At 32.7% G+C, this 21357-nt stretch carries 11 protein-coding genes, 1 pseudogene and 1 riboswitch; all 12 genes and pseudogenes read left to right on the forward strand.

Features of this window, described 5'->3' with window-relative positions:
* Window positions 1-351: 351 nt before the first annotated feature.
* The 12 genes and pseudogenes from BLV37_RS09145 to BLV37_RS09190 all read left to right on the forward strand — a co-directional run bounded on the left by BLV37_RS09145 (window position 352) and on the right by BLV37_RS09190 (window position 21333).
* Window positions 352-879 (forward strand): hypothetical protein, encoded by a 528-nt coding sequence (locus BLV37_RS09145; RefSeq protein ID WP_091730326.1) that lies wholly within the window; start codon window positions 352-354, stop codon window positions 877-879.
* Window positions 872-2563 (forward strand): DUF262 domain-containing protein, encoded by a 1692-nt coding sequence (locus tag BLV37_RS09150; RefSeq protein WP_091730329.1) that lies wholly within the window; start codon window positions 872-874, stop codon window positions 2561-2563. Before BLV37_RS09145 ends, BLV37_RS09150 begins: the two co-directional genes overlap by 8 nt.
* Before the next feature lie 203 nt (window positions 2564-2766).
* The gene (locus tag BLV37_RS09155) at window positions 2767-3099 is read left to right on the forward strand and encodes a hypothetical protein (RefSeq protein ID WP_091730332.1); all 333 of its coding nucleotides are present in this window, start codon (window positions 2767-2769) and stop codon (window positions 3097-3099) included.
* Between the two features lie 282 nt (window positions 3100-3381).
* Window positions 3382-4944 carry a hypothetical protein gene (locus BLV37_RS09160; RefSeq protein ID WP_342026605.1) on the forward strand — a complete coding sequence of 521 codons (1563 nt, stop codon included), beginning with the start codon at window positions 3382-3384 and terminating at the stop codon, window positions 4942-4944.
* A 106-nt stretch (window positions 4945-5050) separates the two neighbouring features.
* A complete protein-coding gene (locus tag BLV37_RS09165) occupies window positions 5051-6889 on the forward strand; it encodes an ABC transporter ATP-binding protein (RefSeq protein WP_091730335.1) in 1839 nt (612 codons plus the stop codon).
* Window positions 6879-8675 carry an ABC transporter ATP-binding protein gene (locus BLV37_RS09170; RefSeq protein ID WP_091730338.1) on the forward strand — a complete coding sequence of 599 codons (1797 nt, stop codon included), beginning with the start codon at window positions 6879-6881 and terminating at the stop codon, window positions 8673-8675. The genes BLV37_RS09165 and BLV37_RS09170 overlap by 11 nt, the downstream gene beginning before the upstream one ends.
* A gap of 128 nt (window positions 8676-8803) precedes the next feature.
* Window positions 8804-8931, forward strand: a riboswitch (cyclic di-AMP (ydaO/yuaA leader).
* A 199-nt stretch (window positions 8932-9130) separates the two neighbouring features.
* Window positions 9131-9307, forward strand: a complete 177-nt coding sequence (locus BLV37_RS15330) for a hypothetical protein (protein ID WP_244270512.1) — start codon at window positions 9131-9133, stop codon at window positions 9305-9307.
* A gap of 24 nt (window positions 9308-9331) precedes the next feature.
* Window positions 9332-10036: pseudogene (locus BLV37_RS15445) on the forward strand (glycine betaine ABC transporter substrate-binding protein); the annotation flags it as partial.
* Window positions 10037-10420: 384 nt separating this feature from the next.
* Entirely contained in the window at window positions 10421-11005 is a 585-nt protein-coding gene (locus BLV37_RS15450) for an ABC transporter permease (RefSeq protein WP_280140133.1), read from the forward strand.
* Window positions 10995-12173, forward strand: a complete 1179-nt coding sequence (locus BLV37_RS09180; protein WP_091730340.1) for a quaternary amine ABC transporter ATP-binding protein — start codon at window positions 10995-10997, stop codon at window positions 12171-12173. Before BLV37_RS15450 ends, BLV37_RS09180 begins: the two co-directional genes overlap by 11 nt.
* A 268-nt stretch (window positions 12174-12441) precedes the next feature.
* Window positions 12442-13035, forward strand: coding sequence for a TetR/AcrR family transcriptional regulator (locus tag BLV37_RS09185; protein WP_091730343.1), 594 nt, complete (start codon window positions 12442-12444; stop codon window positions 13033-13035).
* Between the two features lie 39 nt (window positions 13036-13074).
* Window positions 13075-21333 (forward strand): S-layer homology domain-containing protein, encoded by an 8259-nt coding sequence (locus BLV37_RS09190; RefSeq protein ID WP_091730345.1) that lies wholly within the window; start codon window positions 13075-13077, stop codon window positions 21331-21333.
* Window positions 21334-21357: the final 24 nt, after the last annotated feature.

Consider the following 21357-nt stretch of genomic DNA (forward strand, 5'->3'; position numbering starts at 1 on the left):
GATCTTAAAAGAGCATGAAGACAATAACCAGTAGGTCCAACTTTAGACGAATGATATTTTGGGAAACTAGACAAATCAATGATATCGAAGATTTTTTCATAAAATTTTGTTTTGCTATTAGATGTAAATAAATCAATGTTATTAAAGATTAATTGACGTTCAAACAAGGGCTTCGCCTCCTTAATATAATATTTGGTGGTACTTATATTATTTGACATAAAGAGGCGAAAACCCTTTTTGAAAATAGAAATATTTTTGAGTGATAAGAAAAAATCACTGTATAGAACACAGTGATTTCAAGCGTTGCAAGTTATGACAAACGCTAAGATTTTTAGTAAAAGAGGTGAAAATATGAGTAAAGCGGTAAGTTTTTTAATAGATGAAGATGTATATGAAAAATTTTGTCTTGCTATGAGCATCTCTAAAGATTCTGAAGAAGAAGCTATTGAAATGTGTATGAGATGGTACATTGCTAAGACTTTTGAAAAGGCTTCCTACGAATATAATCCTAAAACAATATCTAAACCTACTGAAGTAAATAATGATTATTATGGAAAGGCTATTCAGCGTATTCCTATATGGGCATTAAAGACAGAACAGTATAATCATAAAATTATAAAGGCATATTTTGCTGCAGTTGATATAGCAGGTGAAGCTACTGTTACAATGATGGAGCATCTATGTAGTGAAAAGGAGAATCCAGAGCTATATGTACCTACTTTCAAAAATAATTATTCACAGATGAAAATAGACGGAGCAAAAAGTCATGGTAAAGTATTTGAAGATGATGGAGAGAATGTTTGGCTTTGGAGTGAAATAAAGGATACTTTACTGAAGTATAAATCAAGTTTTTATAGCGAGGAGGACAAGCGTGAGTAGATTAGTTGATAGCAGTATAAGTATTTATGAAGCTTTACAGAATATAAAAAATGGTAAATATGTTATGCCAGCATTTCAAAGGCAGTATGTTTGGAGCATGGAACAAGTCGAAAAATTGTGGGACTCTATCCTTTTAGATTATCCCATAGCTACTTTTTTATTTTGGCATGTGGATGATGATAATGTAACTTGGGATACATACTTTTGTAATTTTTTATATGAGGTTACATTCGATAATCGTAAGCAAGCAGATACGGTAAATTATGAATTAAGCAATATAAATGTTAATCAGACTGACACAGCAGTGCTTGACGGACAACAGAGATTAACCTCATTATTTCTCTCTTTATTCGGGAATGCTTTTATCAGGCAAAAATATGCAAGGAGAAAAAATAGTGGTGGCATTGTTACGAAACTTTTGATTGAGTTAAATAAAAACAAAATAACTGTTGATGAGGAAGAATATAATAGCAAAAAATATGATATCAAATTCAGTGAAAAAGTTGGAAAGTTAAGTCCGACACAATTTGAGATCAAAAATATATTAGAACAAAAATTCCAAGACGATAGCACTAGAGATAAAGCTATTGAAGAGGCAATTTTTAATGTTCCTGCAGATAGCAAGGATTATGCTAGAAATATCTTAAATAAACTTTATAATAAGATTTTTGTAGAAAAGTTAATTCGATATACGGAAATTCATGACATGAAACAAGATGATGCTCTAGAAATGTTTGTAAGATTTAACAGTGGTGGAAAAGCCCTGCGTAAATCTGAAATAACTATGTCTATACTTGAGGCATACTGGCCAAGTGCAAAGACTGAATTTGGGAAACTACTTGTTGACTCTTATGAAGGCTTTGGTTCAGATTTTATAATTCGTTCTGCACTTATGATTTATGGAGATGTAGTTAAATCAAATATTAGTAAAAATATAGCAGAAGAATTAAAAAATAACTGGAGCGAGTTTAAAAAGGCTTTAAAAAATTTAGAAAGCACATTAAAAGAAATTAAAATCGGAGTAAGTAGATTTGCAAGTAGTTGGAACGTGCTATTACCGATTATCTACTTTATTTACTATAATCCTGAATACAGAAATAACCTTGATGGGATTCGTGCATATTTGATTAGGGCGGTTTTATTTACCTATTTTCAATCAGGGACAACTGGAAAGTTGCAGCAAATGAAGAGTAGAATTAACGAAAATGATTATGAGATAACTGTAGATATGCTCAATCAGATGAATGACCTTAGAGTAACAGAGGGCAAAATTGAGGATATTTTAAACGAAGAAAAAGGCAGTAGAGTTGCTGGTGAAGCCTTATATTTCCTTAGTTTAGACTGGAGAAATACTCACTTCAAATATGAGCAGGATCATCTTCATCCATTTGAAAGATTTGACGGTAATAAGCCGATATCAGTTTCTATGGAAGATTGGAGAAAATGGAGAGGTAACCGCAACAGACTGGCTAATTTGCATCTATTGGAAGGTAGAAGTAATGCTAGTAAAAGTGATATGAGGCTTGTTGATTATTATAATGATATGAATGTTGAACAAAGGGCAGATTTTCATAGACAATCTTTTATTCCAGAAGGAATATCCCTAGAACTAGAAAAATTTGAAGAGTTTTATGAAGCTAGAAAAGCGATACTCACGGGAAAAATACGTGAGTTGTTGGGATAGGGGGTATTCAACCTGTAACACAGCAAATTGACGAAACCAAACTCGTAGAAATTAAAGATAGCAAGGTTTTAGCACGTGTTAATAATCTTGTACCAAGAATTTTTCAAGCTGGAACAGCAGCGAGAAACGCAATTCAAGGCAATGCACAAGTATTATACCAAGCTATCATTCCCGTAGGGGCAAAGCTTACGCAATCTCAAGATATGACAAGAGCAGTTCGTGGCATATATCATAGTACAGAGGGAATCAGAGGGCAAGCTAATTTAACGATTGTAGGTTATTCTAAAAAAAGCAATCTTGGTTTTGATGAATATGAAGAAGAGTTGCCAGAAGTTCAAAATTGGTATATTTATCAGAAGATTCTTTTAGAGGTTCTGTATCGAATTGCTGATTTGAAACACACATTACATCTTGGCTCTGTATCAAGAGAGCAATGTGGTGCATTACTTCCTACATATTCAAAACAAGTGAAAGATGCGATTAACAGCTTAACATATGGCATCAATCTCAAGCAAAAAAACATAGTATCAATATAGATTTAAATCTTAGAAAACGAGGAGGTTTTGATGGTTTCATTCATAAGCTACCTGGATTAATCAATCAAGAGTATAACTTCTGTCCTATATCAGAAAGAACGACAAATATAATCACAGCTCAAGTTAGTACATATGAAAATCCATGTAAAACGGAATTGGTCGATTTATTCCACGAAGATGTTAGAATAATTGCTAAAGAAGGAAAACTTTATTATTTACCAGGGAGTGACATGGGACAAACCACAGAAATTTAGCTGTTGTGCTTGAACGGAGGTGACCATAGTGATAGATATGGAACAAGTTCATAATTTTGCAGTAAAATGGTGCGATAAATTTCGAGATCAAAAAATTAATTATATAGAATTGGTAGACCGCTATATGGCAGATGATTGTGTAGCCCTTGGATTTGAGATGGACTGTGGGAATGCTTTTGCTGAAAAATATGGTAAAGCAGTTAATGATTATGAGGAACTAGATAAGATTATAGATGATGTAAAGGATATAAAACTATTGGGTTCGGCTATTTATTCTAGGTGGAGATATTTTAACCATTGGGCATATATGGGAGAAGAAATTTTGGAGTTTAAAAATCGTTTGTGGTTTATTTTGGCACTTAGTAGGCTAGCTATACTTACTGGAAAAAATATGTTTATATTTGAAGGCACACCTAAAAAAATCCGTATTATATCTAACAATGTATGCTATGGACCTTGCCCAGAACCTACAGATGAGGTAGAACAACGTATAACAATCAATGCAGAAGGAAGGGTATGGTTTTCTGCATATGTATTTGGAGATGGATTAGGTCAATATAAAAAATCCAGAACTAAGAATTATAAAATAGAAAAAATAGTATCAGAAAAAATTTTAAATACTGTTGCCAATTATTTCAGCAAGGAGTATGATGAAGTCTTTGCAACGGATATCGGTGATTGGCAAATGGAACTAACCAATACAGAGGATGAAACATATAAATTCAGGGGTTCACTGTGCTCTGATTTTGAAGTTGATGGAATTGACCTTTCAGATTTTATTAGGGAGTCACTTGAAATGAATGACTTATATGTATTTGATGGTAATTGCAAACCAGATAAGGTAAATAAAATTTCTATTGAATACCACCGAATTACCAAAATTAACCCCAAGCAGCCTATAGGTGAGGAAACTGAATATGTTACTTGGGATTATACAGAACAGTTGGTAGTAGATAGAGAATCAGAAAGTATTGAACACATTCAAAACATTGGAACTGGCTGTATTGTTTCTCGTAAATATAAAGTTGAAGGTGGTGTTGAGGGATTACTAGATGGTTTGGATGCAGAATACCTATTTGACAATATAGTGGGCAATCCATCTGATATTGTTGAAACGCCGAATGAAACCAAGGATTATACGATAACCATTGATTTTAAGGAAAGTCCACAACGTGTTATAAAAGGAACCTTTGATAAAAAAGGATTACCAGATGACTGGGCAGAGTTTGCGGAAACAGTATTCAATTTCATGTGTTTTTATGGCTTAGGGGAAATACTTAATCCATCCGTTTATGAAAAAGTAAAACGTCGCAAAGGTGAATATATTTTCTGTAGCGTAATCTTTGATGAGGGATACAAGAGCTATTATTATATTACCGATGATGATAGTATTGAGGTTGGTGATTTTGTTTTAGTTACCGTAGGAAATGATAATCACACTGCTGTTGTTGAGGTTATTAATATTGAGTATTTTTCTGAAGAAGATGCTCCACTACCAGTTAATAAAACAAAGCACATTATCCGTAAATGTACAGAAGGTGACTACCATAGATACAAATCAAAAAGGAGAAATCCTTATCTACCAAACTGAAAAGGTGAAATTAGTTCTCCCCATTATCTTTACGTTATATAAAAAGTGTAATTTTGATAGTTTTACAGCTTTTAGAATAATTTAATAGCCAATAGGAGGGTGAGAAATGGAAAACGATAACCATACAAAAATTAAAAGGAGTACATTAGATAATTTAAAATTTGTATTTAGGTACATTTGGAAATGGGACAAGTCATTATTATATATCTGTGGATTCAATTCGATATTTATTGCCGTTGCTCCTTTTATATGGATTTTAGCTCCTAAATTTTTAATAGATGAACTAATGGGGATAAAGCGTGTAGATATACTGATTAAGATACTTTTGGTCACACTATTGATATCAGCAGTTACTAAATATTTTATAGCCTATCTAGCAGGAGCTTATAGAATGAAAATGAGTAACATTAGATTTAAGTTTATTGATGTAATCCATGAGAAGGCTATGGAAATGGATTATAAGCATACAGAAGATCCTGACGTATTAAATGCCATTCGAATTGCATGGAGAACAGTAAGTAATCCCCATAGAGGAATTGGGGGAATTCTTCAGAAGATATTTACAATATTAGGTAGCTTAGCAGGATTTTTGGGATATATAGCAATAATACTAACATTAAATCCACTTATACTATTATATTTAGTTGTAAATGTTATTATAATTTACTTTATTAACTTAAAGGTTAATGAATATGAGAAAAGTCAAGAGGGTAAGAGAACGGAGTATTTCAGAAAGTCAGTATATGTATCTTCGACAATGTCTGATTTTCAATATGGTAAGGATATTAGAGTTTATAGTATGAAGGATTTGCTATTAAGAAAAAAAGAGTATTTTGATAAGATAAGAACAGATATTTCAGAAGATATAGAGAGTAAAAGATATAGGTCAGATGTTATTGATGCAGTTTTATTATTACTTAGGGAAGGCATTGTTTATGGATATTTGATACATAGAGTTGTAACAGGCAGCTTGACTATAGGAAATTTCACAATGTACGTAGCTACAATTGGTGGTTTTGCTTTATGGATGGGAAATCTTATGAAAGATATTGCCTTTGTTAAGACTAACTGTAAATATGTAGGGGATTTAAGAGATTTTTTAGATATAAAAGATGAAGAAAAAGTTAAGGAACCACTAAAAGTGCCTATTCAGAAGCCATATGAAATTGAATTTAAGAATGTATCCTTTAAATATCCTAACAGTGATAATTATATTTTCAAAAACCTTTCGTTAAAAATAAAACCAGGACAAAAGCTTGCTATAGTCGGAGTGAATGGAGCAGGAAAAACGTCACTTGTAAAGCTATTGACTAGGCTTTACTCTCCAATAGAAGGCGAAATTTACCTTAATGGAATAAATATAAATCAGTTTGATCAAAAAGAATATTATAGGCTATTCTCAATTGTGTTTCAGGAAATAAAAATGTTTGCTTTTAATGTAACGGAAAACATTGCTTTGAAAGATAAAAATATTAATCACGAAAGAGTTAAAGAATCAGCAAGAAAAGCTGGTATTAAGGAGAAGGTCGATAGCTTAGAGAAAGGCTTCTCTACAAGTATACTAAAGGTTATTGATGAACATGGCATTGAACTTTCAGGTGGAGAAAATCAAAAATTAGCTCTAGCAAGGGCATTATATAAAAGTGGAGAAATAGTTGTTTTAGATGAACCTACTGCAGCCCTTGATCCAATTGCAGAACACAATATTTATTTGAGCTTTAATGAATTGATTGAAAATAGGACAGCAATCTATATTTCTCATAGACTTTCGAGCACCAGATTCTGTGATGTCATAGCCTTTATGGAGGAGGGTGAGATAAAGGAGTATGGAACCCATGATGAGCTTATGGAGAAGGATGGAAAATACGCTAGCATGTTCAACATCCAATCACAATATTACAAAGAGGAGAACATGAGCAAGGAGGCTGCAGGCTATGGAATATAAACAAAGGCAAGGACTAGGTGAAAATATCAGAATTCTAAAGTACTTTTTAAAATTAACCCATAGCATATCCAAGTCCCACATACCAACTTTATTACTATCCTCGTTTTTAAAATCAGCCATCCCTTTTCTAAACATAATTGTTCCTAAGTTCATTATTGATGAATTAATTGGACAGCAAAGAACGGAGATATTTGTTCAATTTATTGCAATTCTAATCCTTGGTAATTTTGTATTGAATATCACTAATCGTTGGTTTGATAAGAGAGTTAAAATAGCAAATGAAAAAATGATGTATAGCTTTGATACATTAATAAGTGAAAAGATTGTTGACATGGATTTTGAGAACATAGAAAACCCGGAAATACTTGATTTAAAGGAGAGAGCTTTATTTGCAATTTATAATCATGGTACTATTGAAAGGTTAATAGAAAACATTGCAAAAGCAGTCTCTGAGATTATTACTATGATTGGACTTATTGCAATAATATTTACTTTGAATGGGTTTATAGTACTTGTAATATTAGCAATTATAGCATTAAATTCAAAGATATTTGATAAGTTACAGAAACTGAGCTTTGAAGAAGGTCAGAAAGCAGTACCTGCTAACAGAGCATTTGCTTACTTTGGTACATTGACATCAGATTTTTCTCTTGGTAAGGATATTAGATTATATAATATCGCACCTATTATTCTGTCAAAGTCCAGTAGGTTTCACACCGATATTGTAGCTATTAATACAAGGCATTGTAGAACAGAAGGGAAGTATAATGGATTAACCAATATAAATCTACAGTTTCAAATGGTATTAGTATATGCTTATTTGACTTATAGAGTTTTCATAGAAGCTCTATCTATAGGTAGCTTTACAATGTATGCCAGTGCTATCAGTAGCTTTAGTACTTCTGTTTCCTCATTTATTAATACTTTTATTGAGATAAACCAGCTATGTAGATATTTAGATCTATTTATTCAATTTGAGCAATTAGAATCTAAAAATCAAGCTGGTGATAGGAGTCTGGAAGAACAAGATCAGTATGTTATTGAGTTTTGTAATGTCTCTTTTAAGTATCCAAAGAATAAAGATTATACACTAAAAAACATATCCATAACTATCAAGCATGGTGAAAAATTATCCTTAGTAGGTCTAAATGGTGCTGGTAAAACAACTTTTATTAAGCTTTTGACAAGATTATATGAACCTACAGAAGGTGAAATACTTTTAAATGGAATTAACATTAGTGAATACAAATATGATGAATATATGAAAATATTCTCTGTAGTATTTCAAGATTTTAAACTATTAGCCTTTACAATCAAGGAGAATATATCTCTTGATGATCATAACACTGCATCAGATGAATCTATATTTGAGGTGATGAGAGAAGTAGGTCTAGAAAAAGAGATTTCTAAATTAGAAAAAGGGGTTAATACTTCTATATATAAAAGGTTTGACAAGAAAGGAATAGAATTTTCAGGAGGTCAATCTCAAAAGCTTGCTATTGGTAGAGCCTTATATAAAGATGCTCCAATAGTTGTGTTGGATGAACCTACTGCGGCCCTTGATCCCATAGCAGAGTATGAGATATACAACAAATTTAATGACTTAGTTGGAAATAAAATTGCTATATATATTTCACATAGGATGTCAAGCTGTAAAATCTGTGACAAAATTGCAGTGTTTCATAGAGGGGAGATAATCCAATATGGAAATCACGATGAGTTGATTAAGGATGATAATATGCAGTATGCTAAAATGTTTAAGTCTCAATCGCAGTATTATGTTTAATCGAAAAAGACGAGGGGCGCTTCGATACTACTTTTTCAGTGGTCTCGAAACGTCACTTTATCCTAACGTGATTTGCATAAATTATTAGCATGTGCTATAATAAAGGCTGATATTTACAATTGAAAAAGCAAACCATATCGCTGAATTCTTAAATGAAGCGGGGGACCCAATCTTCGGGGGTGTATCCATTTTGGAGGGGCAGAACCCTTTAGCCCTAACCCGACAGCTAACCTCGTAAGCGTATAAAGGGGAGTAATGTTCTGCATATTAGAACTATGGAACTCCATGGTTCTTTTTTGTACCCAAAATTAAGTTTACATAACAAGAGCCCTACCCATTAGATAAAACCAATGATTGCTAAGGGGTTCTGGAATTTTGTTGTTTCACAATATTTGTAGGCTTAATAATTCCCTTACTGGATTTTTTTCAATTATAAAAAAGGGAGGATGTTAATTATGAAAAAGTTTTTTAGCGTAATTTTAATATTAATATTAGTAATTACATCTACTTCTGTTTATTCAGAAGAAGTAAAAACAAAAGAAATAGCCTTTGCAGATGCCGGTTGGGATAGTGTGAAGTTCCACAATGCAGTAGCAGGATTAATAGCAGAACAAATTTTTGGGTATAAATGAAGAGAAGTTCCCGGATCAACTACTGTATTACACGAAGGCTTGCTTAAAGGTGAAATTGATGTTCATATGGAAGAGTGGACAGATAATCTAGCTACTTACGAGAAGGATTTAAATGAAGGTAAATTTAAAGATTTAGGAGTAAATTTTGATGATAATAATCAAGGGTTTTATGTTCCGAGATATGTAATTGAAGGGGATGATGAAAGAGGAATTAAGGCAATGGCTTCTGATTTAAAATATGTATGGGATTTAAAGAAATATCCAGATGTATTTCCTGATGCAGAAACAAAGGGTATGAGTAGAGTTTATGGTGCAATCCCTGGCTGGGAAGTTGATGAGATCATGTATAATAAGTATCTACACTATAATCTAGACGAAAACTTTGTATATTTTAGACCAGGATCAGATGCGGCTCTATCATCAGCTTTAACTTCAGCATATGAAAAGGGTGAACCAATAGTTGCATATTATTGGGAGCCAACTTGGCTCATGGGTAAATATGACTTTGTATTGTTGAAAGATCAACCTTTTGATGCTAAAACATATCTAGAAGGGAAAACTGAGCTACCTTCTGTAAAAGTTAATATAGGAGTAAGTAATAAATTCTACGAGCAAAATCCTGAAATGGTTGAATTCCTTACCAAATATAAGACTTCAAGTGCTTTAACCTCTGAGGCTTTAGCATACATGCAAGAAACTGAGTCTAATTATATAGAAACAGCAAAATGGTTCCTAAAGGAACATGATGAATTATTAGATCAGTGGCTAAATCCGGACAATGCACAAAAAATTAAAGCTTATTTAGGTACAGATGAAAAGACTAAAAAATCAAATTGGCTAAAGGATTTTCCATTTAAGATTCCTTTAAATGTTAATGATATAGATACTTCAGTTAGAAATCTTAGTGTAAAATATGATTCGTTTTTTAGTAATATAAGATTCTTTTTAGGTAGTTTAGTAAATGCAATCTATAAGGTATTAGATTTCATACCTTGGTTTATAAGCTTAATATTAGTATTCTTAGTGAGTTGGAAAATAAGCAGAAAGATTGGGAAAGGGATACTATATGCGGGGTTACTGTCCCTTATAGGAGCTTTAGGACTATGGGATTCTATGAATGAAACATTATCTATAGTCATAGCATCAGTTATAATTTCATTAGCACTGGGCTTTCCATTGGGAATAATCATCTCAACCAGTGAAAGGGCAAATCGAATAATTCGACCAGTATTAGACACAATGCAGACAATGCCAGTATTTGTATATCTAATTCCAGCTCTATTATTCTTTGGCTTAGGTAAACCACCTGCAGTAATAGCAACAACAATTTATGCTATAGTACCAATTATTAGGCTTACAAGTCACGGAATTAGACAAATTGACAAAGAAGTAGTAGAAGCATCCTTATCCTTTGGTTCCACTAGATTACAATCCTTAATAAAAGTACAAATACCACAGGCCTTGCCTACAATAATGACTGGAGTAAATCAAACTCTTATGATGGCAATGTCCATGGTGGTTACAACCTCCATGATTGGAGCTACTGGTTTAGGGATGGAAGTCCTAATAAGTGTAAACCGAGTAGAAATAGGCAGAGGATTAGTATCTGGTACTGCAGTTGTAATTATTGCAGTCTTATTAGATAGAATAACCCAAGGCTTTGTCAATGGTAGGGAGGTAATCTTAGATGAAGAATAACATTATTTTAAGCATAAAAAACTTAAGCAAGTTATATGGTGTAGAAAAAAGTAGAGCGTTTAAAATGAAAAGCTTAGGAGCATCTAAGGATGAAGTTTATAAAAAAACTGGAACAACTGTGGCACTTTGGGATGTAACCTTGGATATAAAAAAAGGAGAGATCTTTGTTATAATAGGTTTATCAGGCTCTGGTAAATCAACATTGGTTAGATGTTTTAATATGCTTAATAAACCTAGTTCCGGAGAAATTCTATTTAATGATAAGAATATAAGTAAGTTTAATAAAAAGGAATTAAAAGAATATAGAAGAAATAATATCGCCATGGTGTTTCAAAATTTTGGGCTTATGTCTCACAGAGATGTATTAGGTAATGTGGAATATGGTCTTGAAGTCAAGGGAGTATCCAAAGAGGAACGTCAAGCTAAGGCAAGGGAAATGATTTCTATGGTAGGTTTAGAAGGCTTAGAGAATGAACCTATATCAAGTCTTTCTGGAGGTATGAAGCAAAGAGTAGGATTAGCAAGAGCTCTAGCTAATGATCCGGACATACTTTTAATGGATGAACCATTTTCTGCATTAGACCCTTTAGTTAGAAAGGACATGCAATTTGAACTTCTATCCATTCAAAAAAAATTAGATAAGACCATAATATTTATAACTCATGATATAAATGAAGCCTTTAAATTAGGGAATAGGGTAGCTATAATGCGTGATGGGGAATTGATTCAATTGGATACTCCAGAGATGATATTTGAGCATCCAGCAAATGATTATGTAAAACAATTTATAAATGATGCAGATAAAACTCAGGTAATTAGCGTTAGAAGCGTAATGGCTACTCCAAATAGTATTGTTCGCAGAACAGATAGCCCAAGTTATGCTATAAAAATCATGAGAAGCAATAGGGTTTCTAGTGCATATGTTGTTGGAGATAAGATGAAATTACTAGGAATAGCTACAATTGATGATGCTGTACGAGCTAGAAATGAAAAATTATCATTATCAGATATAGTTATAGAAAACATAATGACCACAGCTCCAGATACATTATTACACGATATAATCCCAATGGCTGCAGAAACTAGATATCCTATAGCTGTAATAGATAGTGATGGAAGTCTAAAGGGCATTTTATCCAAGGCGGATGTATTGTCATCCATGTTGTAATAAGTAAGATACAAGGAGACACTTCTGCTGATTAAAGCAAAAAGAGACGAGTGAAACGTCCCTTTGTCAGTATGAAGGTAATAAAGTGTAAATGCAAAACATCTAATAAATGATGTTGAGTATTTGCACTTTTTTTTGCCTAGAATCGAAGTCACATATTTTCCCACTTAGCCATATTTTTCTTGACATATATCCACACAAATAGTAATCTAAATTTACAGACCGCAGTCTGTGAAATATAATATTTTAAATGTGAAGGGAAAAAATTATGAATAAGAGAACACAGCAGGCCAATAAAACTAAAAAAAGAATAATTGATTGTGCAAGGAAGTTATTTCTTGAAAAAGGATATAGCAATGTAAGCGTTGATGAAATAATACGTGAAGCAGGATCATCTAAGGGCGGATTTTATACTCATTTTAAAACAAAGGAACAATTAATTTTCAGTATGGTTGGATTAGTAGATGAAGCATATTTGAAATTTTCAGAGAGTGAAAGGAGGTACAAAAATACTATAGAAAAAATATACTTATTGATGGAATATGTATTTGAGTTTATGGAAAAAGAGATAGGATTAGATTTTATGTCTGTAATATATTCCTCTCAAATCAAAGCCCAAACGACTAATAGATTTTTAATTTCACCGGAAAGAGAATATTATCGGAGACTTGAAATGCTAACGAAGGAAGGGCAAAAAAATGGAGAATTAAGTACTGAATTACCTTCCAGTGAAATGGTGGCTATTTTAACCACTTGTGCTCGTGGGGTTATTTATGATTGGTGTTTGCAGGAAGGCGCCTTTCAGCTTAGGTCATATGGAATGAAGGTAATCGGTATTGTATTAAATCAATTTAAATTGTAGGTATATTTTTGTTATGAAGTATTTGCAGGAGGTGTTCAAATGAAACAACATCACAAGTGCTTGCTTAAAAGAATCATTAGTAGTATCATTACTTTTTATATTTTAATTATCCCATTTCCTATTTATTCAGATGCAAATCACAATAATTATGGAGCCTTCACTGAAGAAGTAGGTGCTACGGCATATACTGAGCTTTGGAAAGATGGAGATACAATATCACCATCTGGAGATGATTTTAGTACCAGGGTAAGTTATGAAATAAATCCTATATACTCTAATTATGATAATGATCAAACTGCTTTTATTACATTTTATTTAAATACCCTAAAGGAAATCCCTGTCTCATTTGAATATGAAATCTACCCTGGTAGTGCATTTTTGATAGATCATTTCAATGGAGAATTAAGTGGAACAATAATTTTTGAACCAGGTAGTACAGAAAAATCTATAGAAATAGAAATACCTAAATTAGTACATACACCTAGTTTACCTTCAAAAGTCGGTGAGTTTTGGACTAAAGATAGGATTTTTTATATAAATTGCTTTAGTCTAGAAAATGCTTTGTTTGAAAATGAGAAAAATAGTACAACAATTCCTGTAGTAATAAAAAATGAATTTGATTTTGAAAAGTCCTATGAACGCGCAAAAAACACATATATAGTAGACTTGACACAGTTAGATTTAGGCTCAGTAGAAGTTTTCCAGGATACTCCAGGGAAATATCGTAATTTATTAGAGACTGTGGGCTTAGCAATAGAATCAACTATTTCAAAAGATGTAAGGACAATGATTGATAATAATGTGTTTACTCATTTAACCTCCCCAAGAGGATATTTTTTAAATGAAAGCACGGTTACAGGAGCAGTATACTTTAATATAGAAAGCAACCATACTTGGGGGATTAATTATTTTGAAAGAACTATACCAATTGATGGCAGTGATGAAATTGATTTTAATATTGGAGAAATACAACTTTCTGAAATAGGTCTAGGTCCTAATATGGAAGGCAACGGCATTATTCAATCGCTAAATGTTAGCTATAGATATTCTGTAGATGAGAATATTTATACTATTTTTGAAAGTCTAGAAGGAGAGGGGTTTGAAAATCAGATAAATTTTGTTGATAAGATAAAACCTTATCCTACGGAAATAGAAGTTCAAGAGGGTTGTTTTTCTGTTGGTCATAGTGTGCCTATTATAGTTACATATAATGAACCAGTGTATATAGATAGTATCAGTATAACAGTAAATGATGAGATTCTTTATCCAATGGAGTCTAATGAAACTATAAGTGAAACTGTAAGCTTTTTGTATGACCTTAGTTTAGATGATTTTTTTCTGGAATCCAATAGAGTAAAAGCAAAAATAGAGGTAAGCAATATAATTGGAGCAGTAGATCTATCAAAACAATCTCAGGACAATGATTATTCAATAACCTATTCTAGAGATATGGTAGATAAGAGTATTGAAGAATATGATGACATAAAGTCTATATTTTCATATGCTGCAGATACAGTAATTAGCCTTACTCGAGATGGGAACACAGCAATAAACGGTGAAGTAGTAATATCACTGGAGGAAAGTCACATCCTTACTCAGTATCTTGAAAGTTATATAGGAGCAGACGGAGTAGTGGAGAATATAGGGGTTAAGGTAATTGGAAATCTGGGTGAACCTGTAGATGTATCTCTTTATGCTAATGAAGGTCATATTATTACTGAATTAAAAGGGACCTTTCAATCTCCTATAAACACTACGGATATGGATAAATATTGTATAGCTGAAGTGTATTTCTCAGATGAGTTAATATATTCTTTAGCCAAAAAATACACTGTGGCTTCTTTGGTTTATATTGATGATGATGGGGATTTTGAAATAATTTATGAAGAATGGCCTTCCAGTGGAAAAATTACAGCAAACAGTGAAATGTCCCTTGTATTAGGATATAGGGTGGATACTAATGCTACATGGCAGGACTCAAAGGATTTTTCCTGGTCAAGTAGTGATGAAACCGTTGCATCAATAAAAGGAGATGGCACTATTATCCTAACTGGTAAGCTTGGTGAGGTAAGGTTTACACTTACTGCATTGAACGGTGGTGTTGAAGGAAAATCATATCAAATCCATAGTAAGCCTTTGACGGTAATCAACAGCTCAGAAGGTTTTTTACTGGTGCCAAATGGAGTTAAAAATATAGAGCTAGTCGAAGGAAATAGTGCAAGGATATACTATTCAACTAATATTACTGAAATCAATGCTTCTAATGGTGGACCTGAAACACCTACTACTTACACCTTTGAACTGTACGAAGCAGTGCATGATGGATCCTCTGAGCCTGAAAAGGGAGGACTGATATACAAGGACTATGTAGATGCAACAATAGATAACCTAATTACATCTTATATCTTGAATTCCGAATATTTAGTTAATACAGCCCCCCTAGGAAGATATAGTTATATTTTAGAAATATCTACAAAAGATATTTTAACTGGGGAATTATTTTCTGCAAGGGCTAATATTCGAGTGAAGAGCCGTCCCGCAAAGGCAGTTTTGATTAAGCCTGATAGCTATTATATGACTGATCAGGTTGAAGGATTTACAGTAAGCTTTAATATTGAAAATAAAAATGAGGCTACAGCAGTGTCTTTACAGCTATTTAGAAACGGAGAGCCAATCCATATTGATGATGCAGTAGAAAAATTTGAGACAAGAATTAATATTAGGGAAGTTGATAGGAGTAGACTATATGACGCATATACAGTTACTTTAAAAGCAAAAAATCAATATGACGAAGCATATTCATATGATTCATATATCTTTTACGTGTATAACTCTGAGGCATTAAAAATACTAATCAATAATATAAATTCTGGTGAAAATTATACATTGAGCTTAGACCATATGTCTGGTATGACTAGTAAAGATATATTAGATCTAAAAAGAGAGATTAATTTAGAAGAAAGGCTAACTATCAATAAGGATGAATATAATTGGAGTAAAATCTACGATAAAATATTGTGGACTGTTGAGGATGGTAGTAAGGTATCTTTAAAGTATAATGACAATGGGATATATCGTGATATTGATGAAGAGGAGCTTATTTTACCTAATGGTGATTTAATGCTGAAGGGTGTATCCAGTGGAGAAACATCAATTTCAGCTATTCATGTTCTAACAGGAATGGAGGAATCTCTAGAGATTACAGTAGATAGTGTGAAAGACAAGCTGTTTATTTTTCAGTGTTATCCTGGTAAGAAAAGTCTTGTCCAATATATTAATGGTGATGGAATCTCAAAAGAAGTCTATACAGATGAAAAAGGGAGTCTAGCCATTTACGAGAAATCTGGTATAACTGGAGATATGAAATTTAGTATACCAAATGATGCTCTATACGAACCTTACATATTAAGTGAAAATGAACGAAGCGTAAATCAGGTATCTATAGATTATACAGGACTTTATCCACAGAAAAATATTATATTTAATCAATCTAACTACGGGCTTAATTTTGCTGTATTTGCAGAGTATGAGAAAGGAATTACCTCATATAAGGGGGCCATAGAAGTAAAGGGTGGGGTATATATTAATGGTGTATATAGACCTGAAATATTAATCAATGGATTAAGTGGCAAAGAATATCAAAGCATAAATCCTAAAGCATACGATTTTTATGAGTTGAATTTCAATTTTCCTAAAGGAGAAGAGGGTTTTTATCTTAAACCAGAGGATAAAATTGAATATATTATAGAAGTAAGTATTCCAGGAAATACACATTACCATGAATTCATAAAGGTAGACAATGAAACTATAGGATTATATAAACGAATTAAGAATGGGATTACCTATGTTGAAGCACCTATATTAAGTATGGTTGACAGCTCAAATCTTCAAAATGATGCCAAGGTGTTCTGGAATAGTTTAAGTATTGATGGTGTTGACTATCAATTTTTAGATCTCATTATTATTGAAGATACTGAAAAAGAAAGTTTATTAAACACACAGATTGTTCTAGATGGAAAGTTTACAGATGCTTATGAGGTTAAATATTCAGATGAAAGGGGTAGGGATTGGAGTCTGTTCTCTAGTACTAGTGTAGAATCCTATGAGTTTTCTGATTATGTTATTCTAAACAATACATTTGACCTAAAAAAATATATATTTTATTTTAAACCTGGAGAAGAAAGTAGATTATCTAGACAGATTGTGATTAAGAATAATTCTAATCTAAAAATAATCAATATGCCTACTACCTTTAAGGTTATAAATATACAGGATATTCCTTCAATGGGCACGCTGGTGAAAGGTGATATGGAAGATATTAGTGAGAATATCCTTGATTCTGTTTTAGGTTCTAATACAGTTCCTTGGGGAGATAAGCCGGATTATGTAAGAGATGTTTTAAATACTTTAAGTCAGTTTAAAATTGATAAAGAAGCTATAAGATTAGTGGTTTCACCTACTGATGATCCAATGGTTTTTAGAGGGATTATGAAGATTTCCATAGGGGATTTAAGCGAAAGTAATCCTGCAGGAGTCTATGCTTCAGATTTAGATTCCAGTACTAAATTTAATTTTTTACCTAAAATTGGTGAAGCCAAAGAGATGAAGAAAGGTGATTATATAAGTAAAAGTATAAAAACTATGGAGCAGTATAAGACAGGATCTGTTTCAAAGAAGACAAAGCAATATGGTGGTGGCATATATATCGATTGTGAAATCTTTTATGATGCAAATAGTGAGGAGTGGAGAATTTCTGTAATAAATTCGGATGTTTATGTAGCTGGAGGATATAATTATAAAAAAACATATAATACATGGGTATCTTTCATACCAGTTACGGCAGAATTTATGATAGGCGGTACGGCTCAAATAAGCTTAAAGACATTGTTAGAAAAGAAAGAAATCAGTAAAGAAGAGTATGAGTTTTATAGAACCTATATCACCGAATTGTATCCATATTTCTTTATTAGAGGATTTGGTGGGATTGGTCTAGATTATGATGTAGTGAGCCTTAAAGCAGGCCCATACGGAAGGATAAATTTTGAACAGAGATATTTGTGGCTGAATAATAAATTTGAAGATAGCAATGGACAAAGGCTAACTTTATCAGGCCAAACAGGAATTGAATATAAAATAAAACTGCTTTTTCTTGGATTAGAGGGAAGCTATACCATAGGGGAAGCTAGTAAGTCTTGGACATATAATGACTACAACAATATAAAGGAAAAATATGATTCTGTATATCAAATAGATAAAGCTGATTTAATAAGGATAAAAAACCATATGTATTTAGAGGATGAAGTGCTGATACCTACGGATATTACGGTTACCTATGAAGGAAGAGAATATTTAGAGAATCATAGGGAATGGTATCCACCTATAATGTCTAGAGGATTTTTCCATGGAGCTAGTACGGAAGCTTTGAGTGTTATTCAAACTAATGCATACCCTTATTCAAATCCTGTAGTAACTGAGGATGGAGAAATAATGCTTTATATATCAGATATGGATAGCTATGACATAAATGATACAGCAGTAAACTTCTCTACAAAAGAGGAGGGATATTTTTCTGAAGGCACAGAAGTAGATGAATCGAACTATGCAGATACAGATGCTGTAGTAGATGGCACATCTGAATGGGCTGTAGCTGCTTGGATACGTCTAATAGAGGATATAGAGTCTAGCGAAGGTGAAGAAGCTGAGCTTTGGGATATTCAAAGAATGATGAATTCTACTGAAATTATGGCAAGTATATATGATGGAGAAGAGTTCGTTGCAACAAGACTGACAAATAATTATACACCAGATATGTCTCCTGTTGTTGCTTCTAGGGAAGGAAAAGCAATAGTTGCTTGGAGAAGTCTTTATGCTGGAGACATAGAAAAGCCTCTTACTTTTGATGGTAGAAACAATATTATGTATAAAGTATATAATGAAGGTAGTTGGAGCGATGAAAAATGCTTATTCGATGGCAGCGTGGATCAAGTAATTTCCGTTAATGCAGAAATGCTTTCAGATGGTACATCAGCAATTACCTATGAAGTTCAAATGGATGCTACAGAAAATACAGAAATATACTGTGCTATAGTAGACATCCATGGTCATATTATAAGGAATATCCGTTTGACAAATAATGAAGTAACAGATAAAAATCCTAGGATTACATCAGTTGTTTTTCCAGATAAGACTGAGCGCTTTGTTATTGGATGGAATTCAAAAATGACCTATGATGTTGAAAATGTTAACTTAATTAGAGTCTCTGCTGTGGATAGAGTAGGAAATGTATTTACGGAATTTGAACAAGATATAGAAAGTGGAGAGCTTTTAGATTATACTAGCTTTAAGTTCACTAAGGGTGCTGAAAGCATAGATGATTTGTCTATAGTATGGTACCAACCAGACTTTAAGGAGGATGGAGTTTATTCAGTATGGGGCAGAAAATTTATTTCTAGGAACAATGATGAATTTAAGGCATCTCCTGAAGTAAGGCTATTAGAGCTGAATTATAATACAGTTGTGGATTTCTTTGATTCCTATATAGATAAAGATACGAAGGGAATTAATTTTGTAATGCAGACTACAGAATATGGAATGGGAAAAATTAGTCAACTAATCACTGCCAAAGCAAGCTATAAAAATAATCTTATCCTTGATGAAACATATTATTCTAGGGATGAATTGATATCAGGACTAGATGTACCTGTGATGTTTAGAATATACAATGAAGGTGTAGATACAGTTAAAAAGATAAACATAGAGATTGGAGAATCTTCTCGTACTTTTGAAGAAAATAATCTCATTGAACCTGGTCAGTATAAAGAATTTGTTCTACTTTATAGGGTCCCAGATGTTATAGAAAATCCTATATATACCATAAGGGCAGAATATACGGATAGTCTAGATGTACTTACTGGGGAATTAGATATGAATATTCCAGATGTAGGTATACATGGGATTAGTTTAGTAAGAGAATCTAATCGTCAGCGTATATTTGATATAGAATTATATAATAGCATGTATGCCAAGCTAAGATCAGGAGTTCACAAGGTATTATTAGAAGTTTACCATACTTCTAATTTTGACAATCCACCAATCCTATCTGAGACTATATCAGATTTAGATAGCTTAGAACTGATGAATCAGGGAATTTTGAAAAAGAATATGATACTTGGTGAAGATGATTTACAAAGGATATTAAATGAAAATGGAGAAATTCCTGAAGAGGGTGTAAGAATATTCTTTAAGGTTAAATTGCTGGAAAACAATATAGAAATTCAGGATGCAGATATATCCAATGATTATGATTATATCAAAATTGAAAGTTTAATTGTAAAGAACGGGAAAAAATTATCTCTAGGGAGTTCTATGAATTCTGATTCAAATAAGACCCTTATTAAGGTAGAGGCATTTAACAATTCTATGAATGAAATAACAAATGGCAATATTGTAGTTCATCTTAAGGACGAAAAAGGAAATATTATACAAACTAAAGAATATTATAATGAGGCTCAAAGTATTAAAACTCCATTAAGTATAGGAGGAGAAGAATCCAATACTGTTGTATTTAACTTTGCATATTCTGGAGATTCATTTGAGGTTATCTACAGGGATATTATAACAGACCCTAATGAAGGAGATGAACCAAATGACGAAGATGATAATGGTAATGGAGGTATTGGGGATAATTCTGGAGACAAAGATAGTGGAAAAGAAGTAACTCCTGCAGAATACGTGAATCCATTTAAAGATGTTAAAGAAACAGATTGGTTTTATGAAGCTGTAAAATTTGTATTTGAAAATGGATTAATGATTGGTATTGGAGAAGATAGGTTCGCACCTCAGCTTGCAACTACTAGAGGAATGCTGGTTACTATACTTCACAGATTAGAAGGGGAGCCAGCTGCTGGGTTGAATAGTTTTGAAGATGTACTACCGGATGAGTATTATTATAATGCTGTGGCATGGGCAAAAGAGAAGGGCATAGTATATGGAATAAGTGAATCCTTCTTTGGAGCAAATAAGGAAATAACTCGAGAGCAATTTGTTACTATACTTTATAGATATGCTTCTTTTAAAGGTTATGATGTAAGCTCTCCTATAGAATTATCTGAATATGTAGATATGGTCTCTATTTCCGAATATGCTGTTCCTGCAATGAGGTGGGCTGTTCAGAATGGGTTAATAAGAGGCGTGGGAGGATCAACACTTGCTCCACTTAAAAGCACTAGTAGAGCAGAAATGGCAATGATACTACAAAGATTTATACTAGCTTATAATCACCTTTTTTTGGAAGAATAGATAATATGATTCATGCTCTATAGA

The sequence above is a fragment of the Proteiniborus ethanoligenes genome, from assembly GCF_900107485.1.
GTDB lineage: Bacteria > Bacillota > Clostridia > Tissierellales > Proteiniboraceae > Proteiniborus > Proteiniborus ethanoligenes.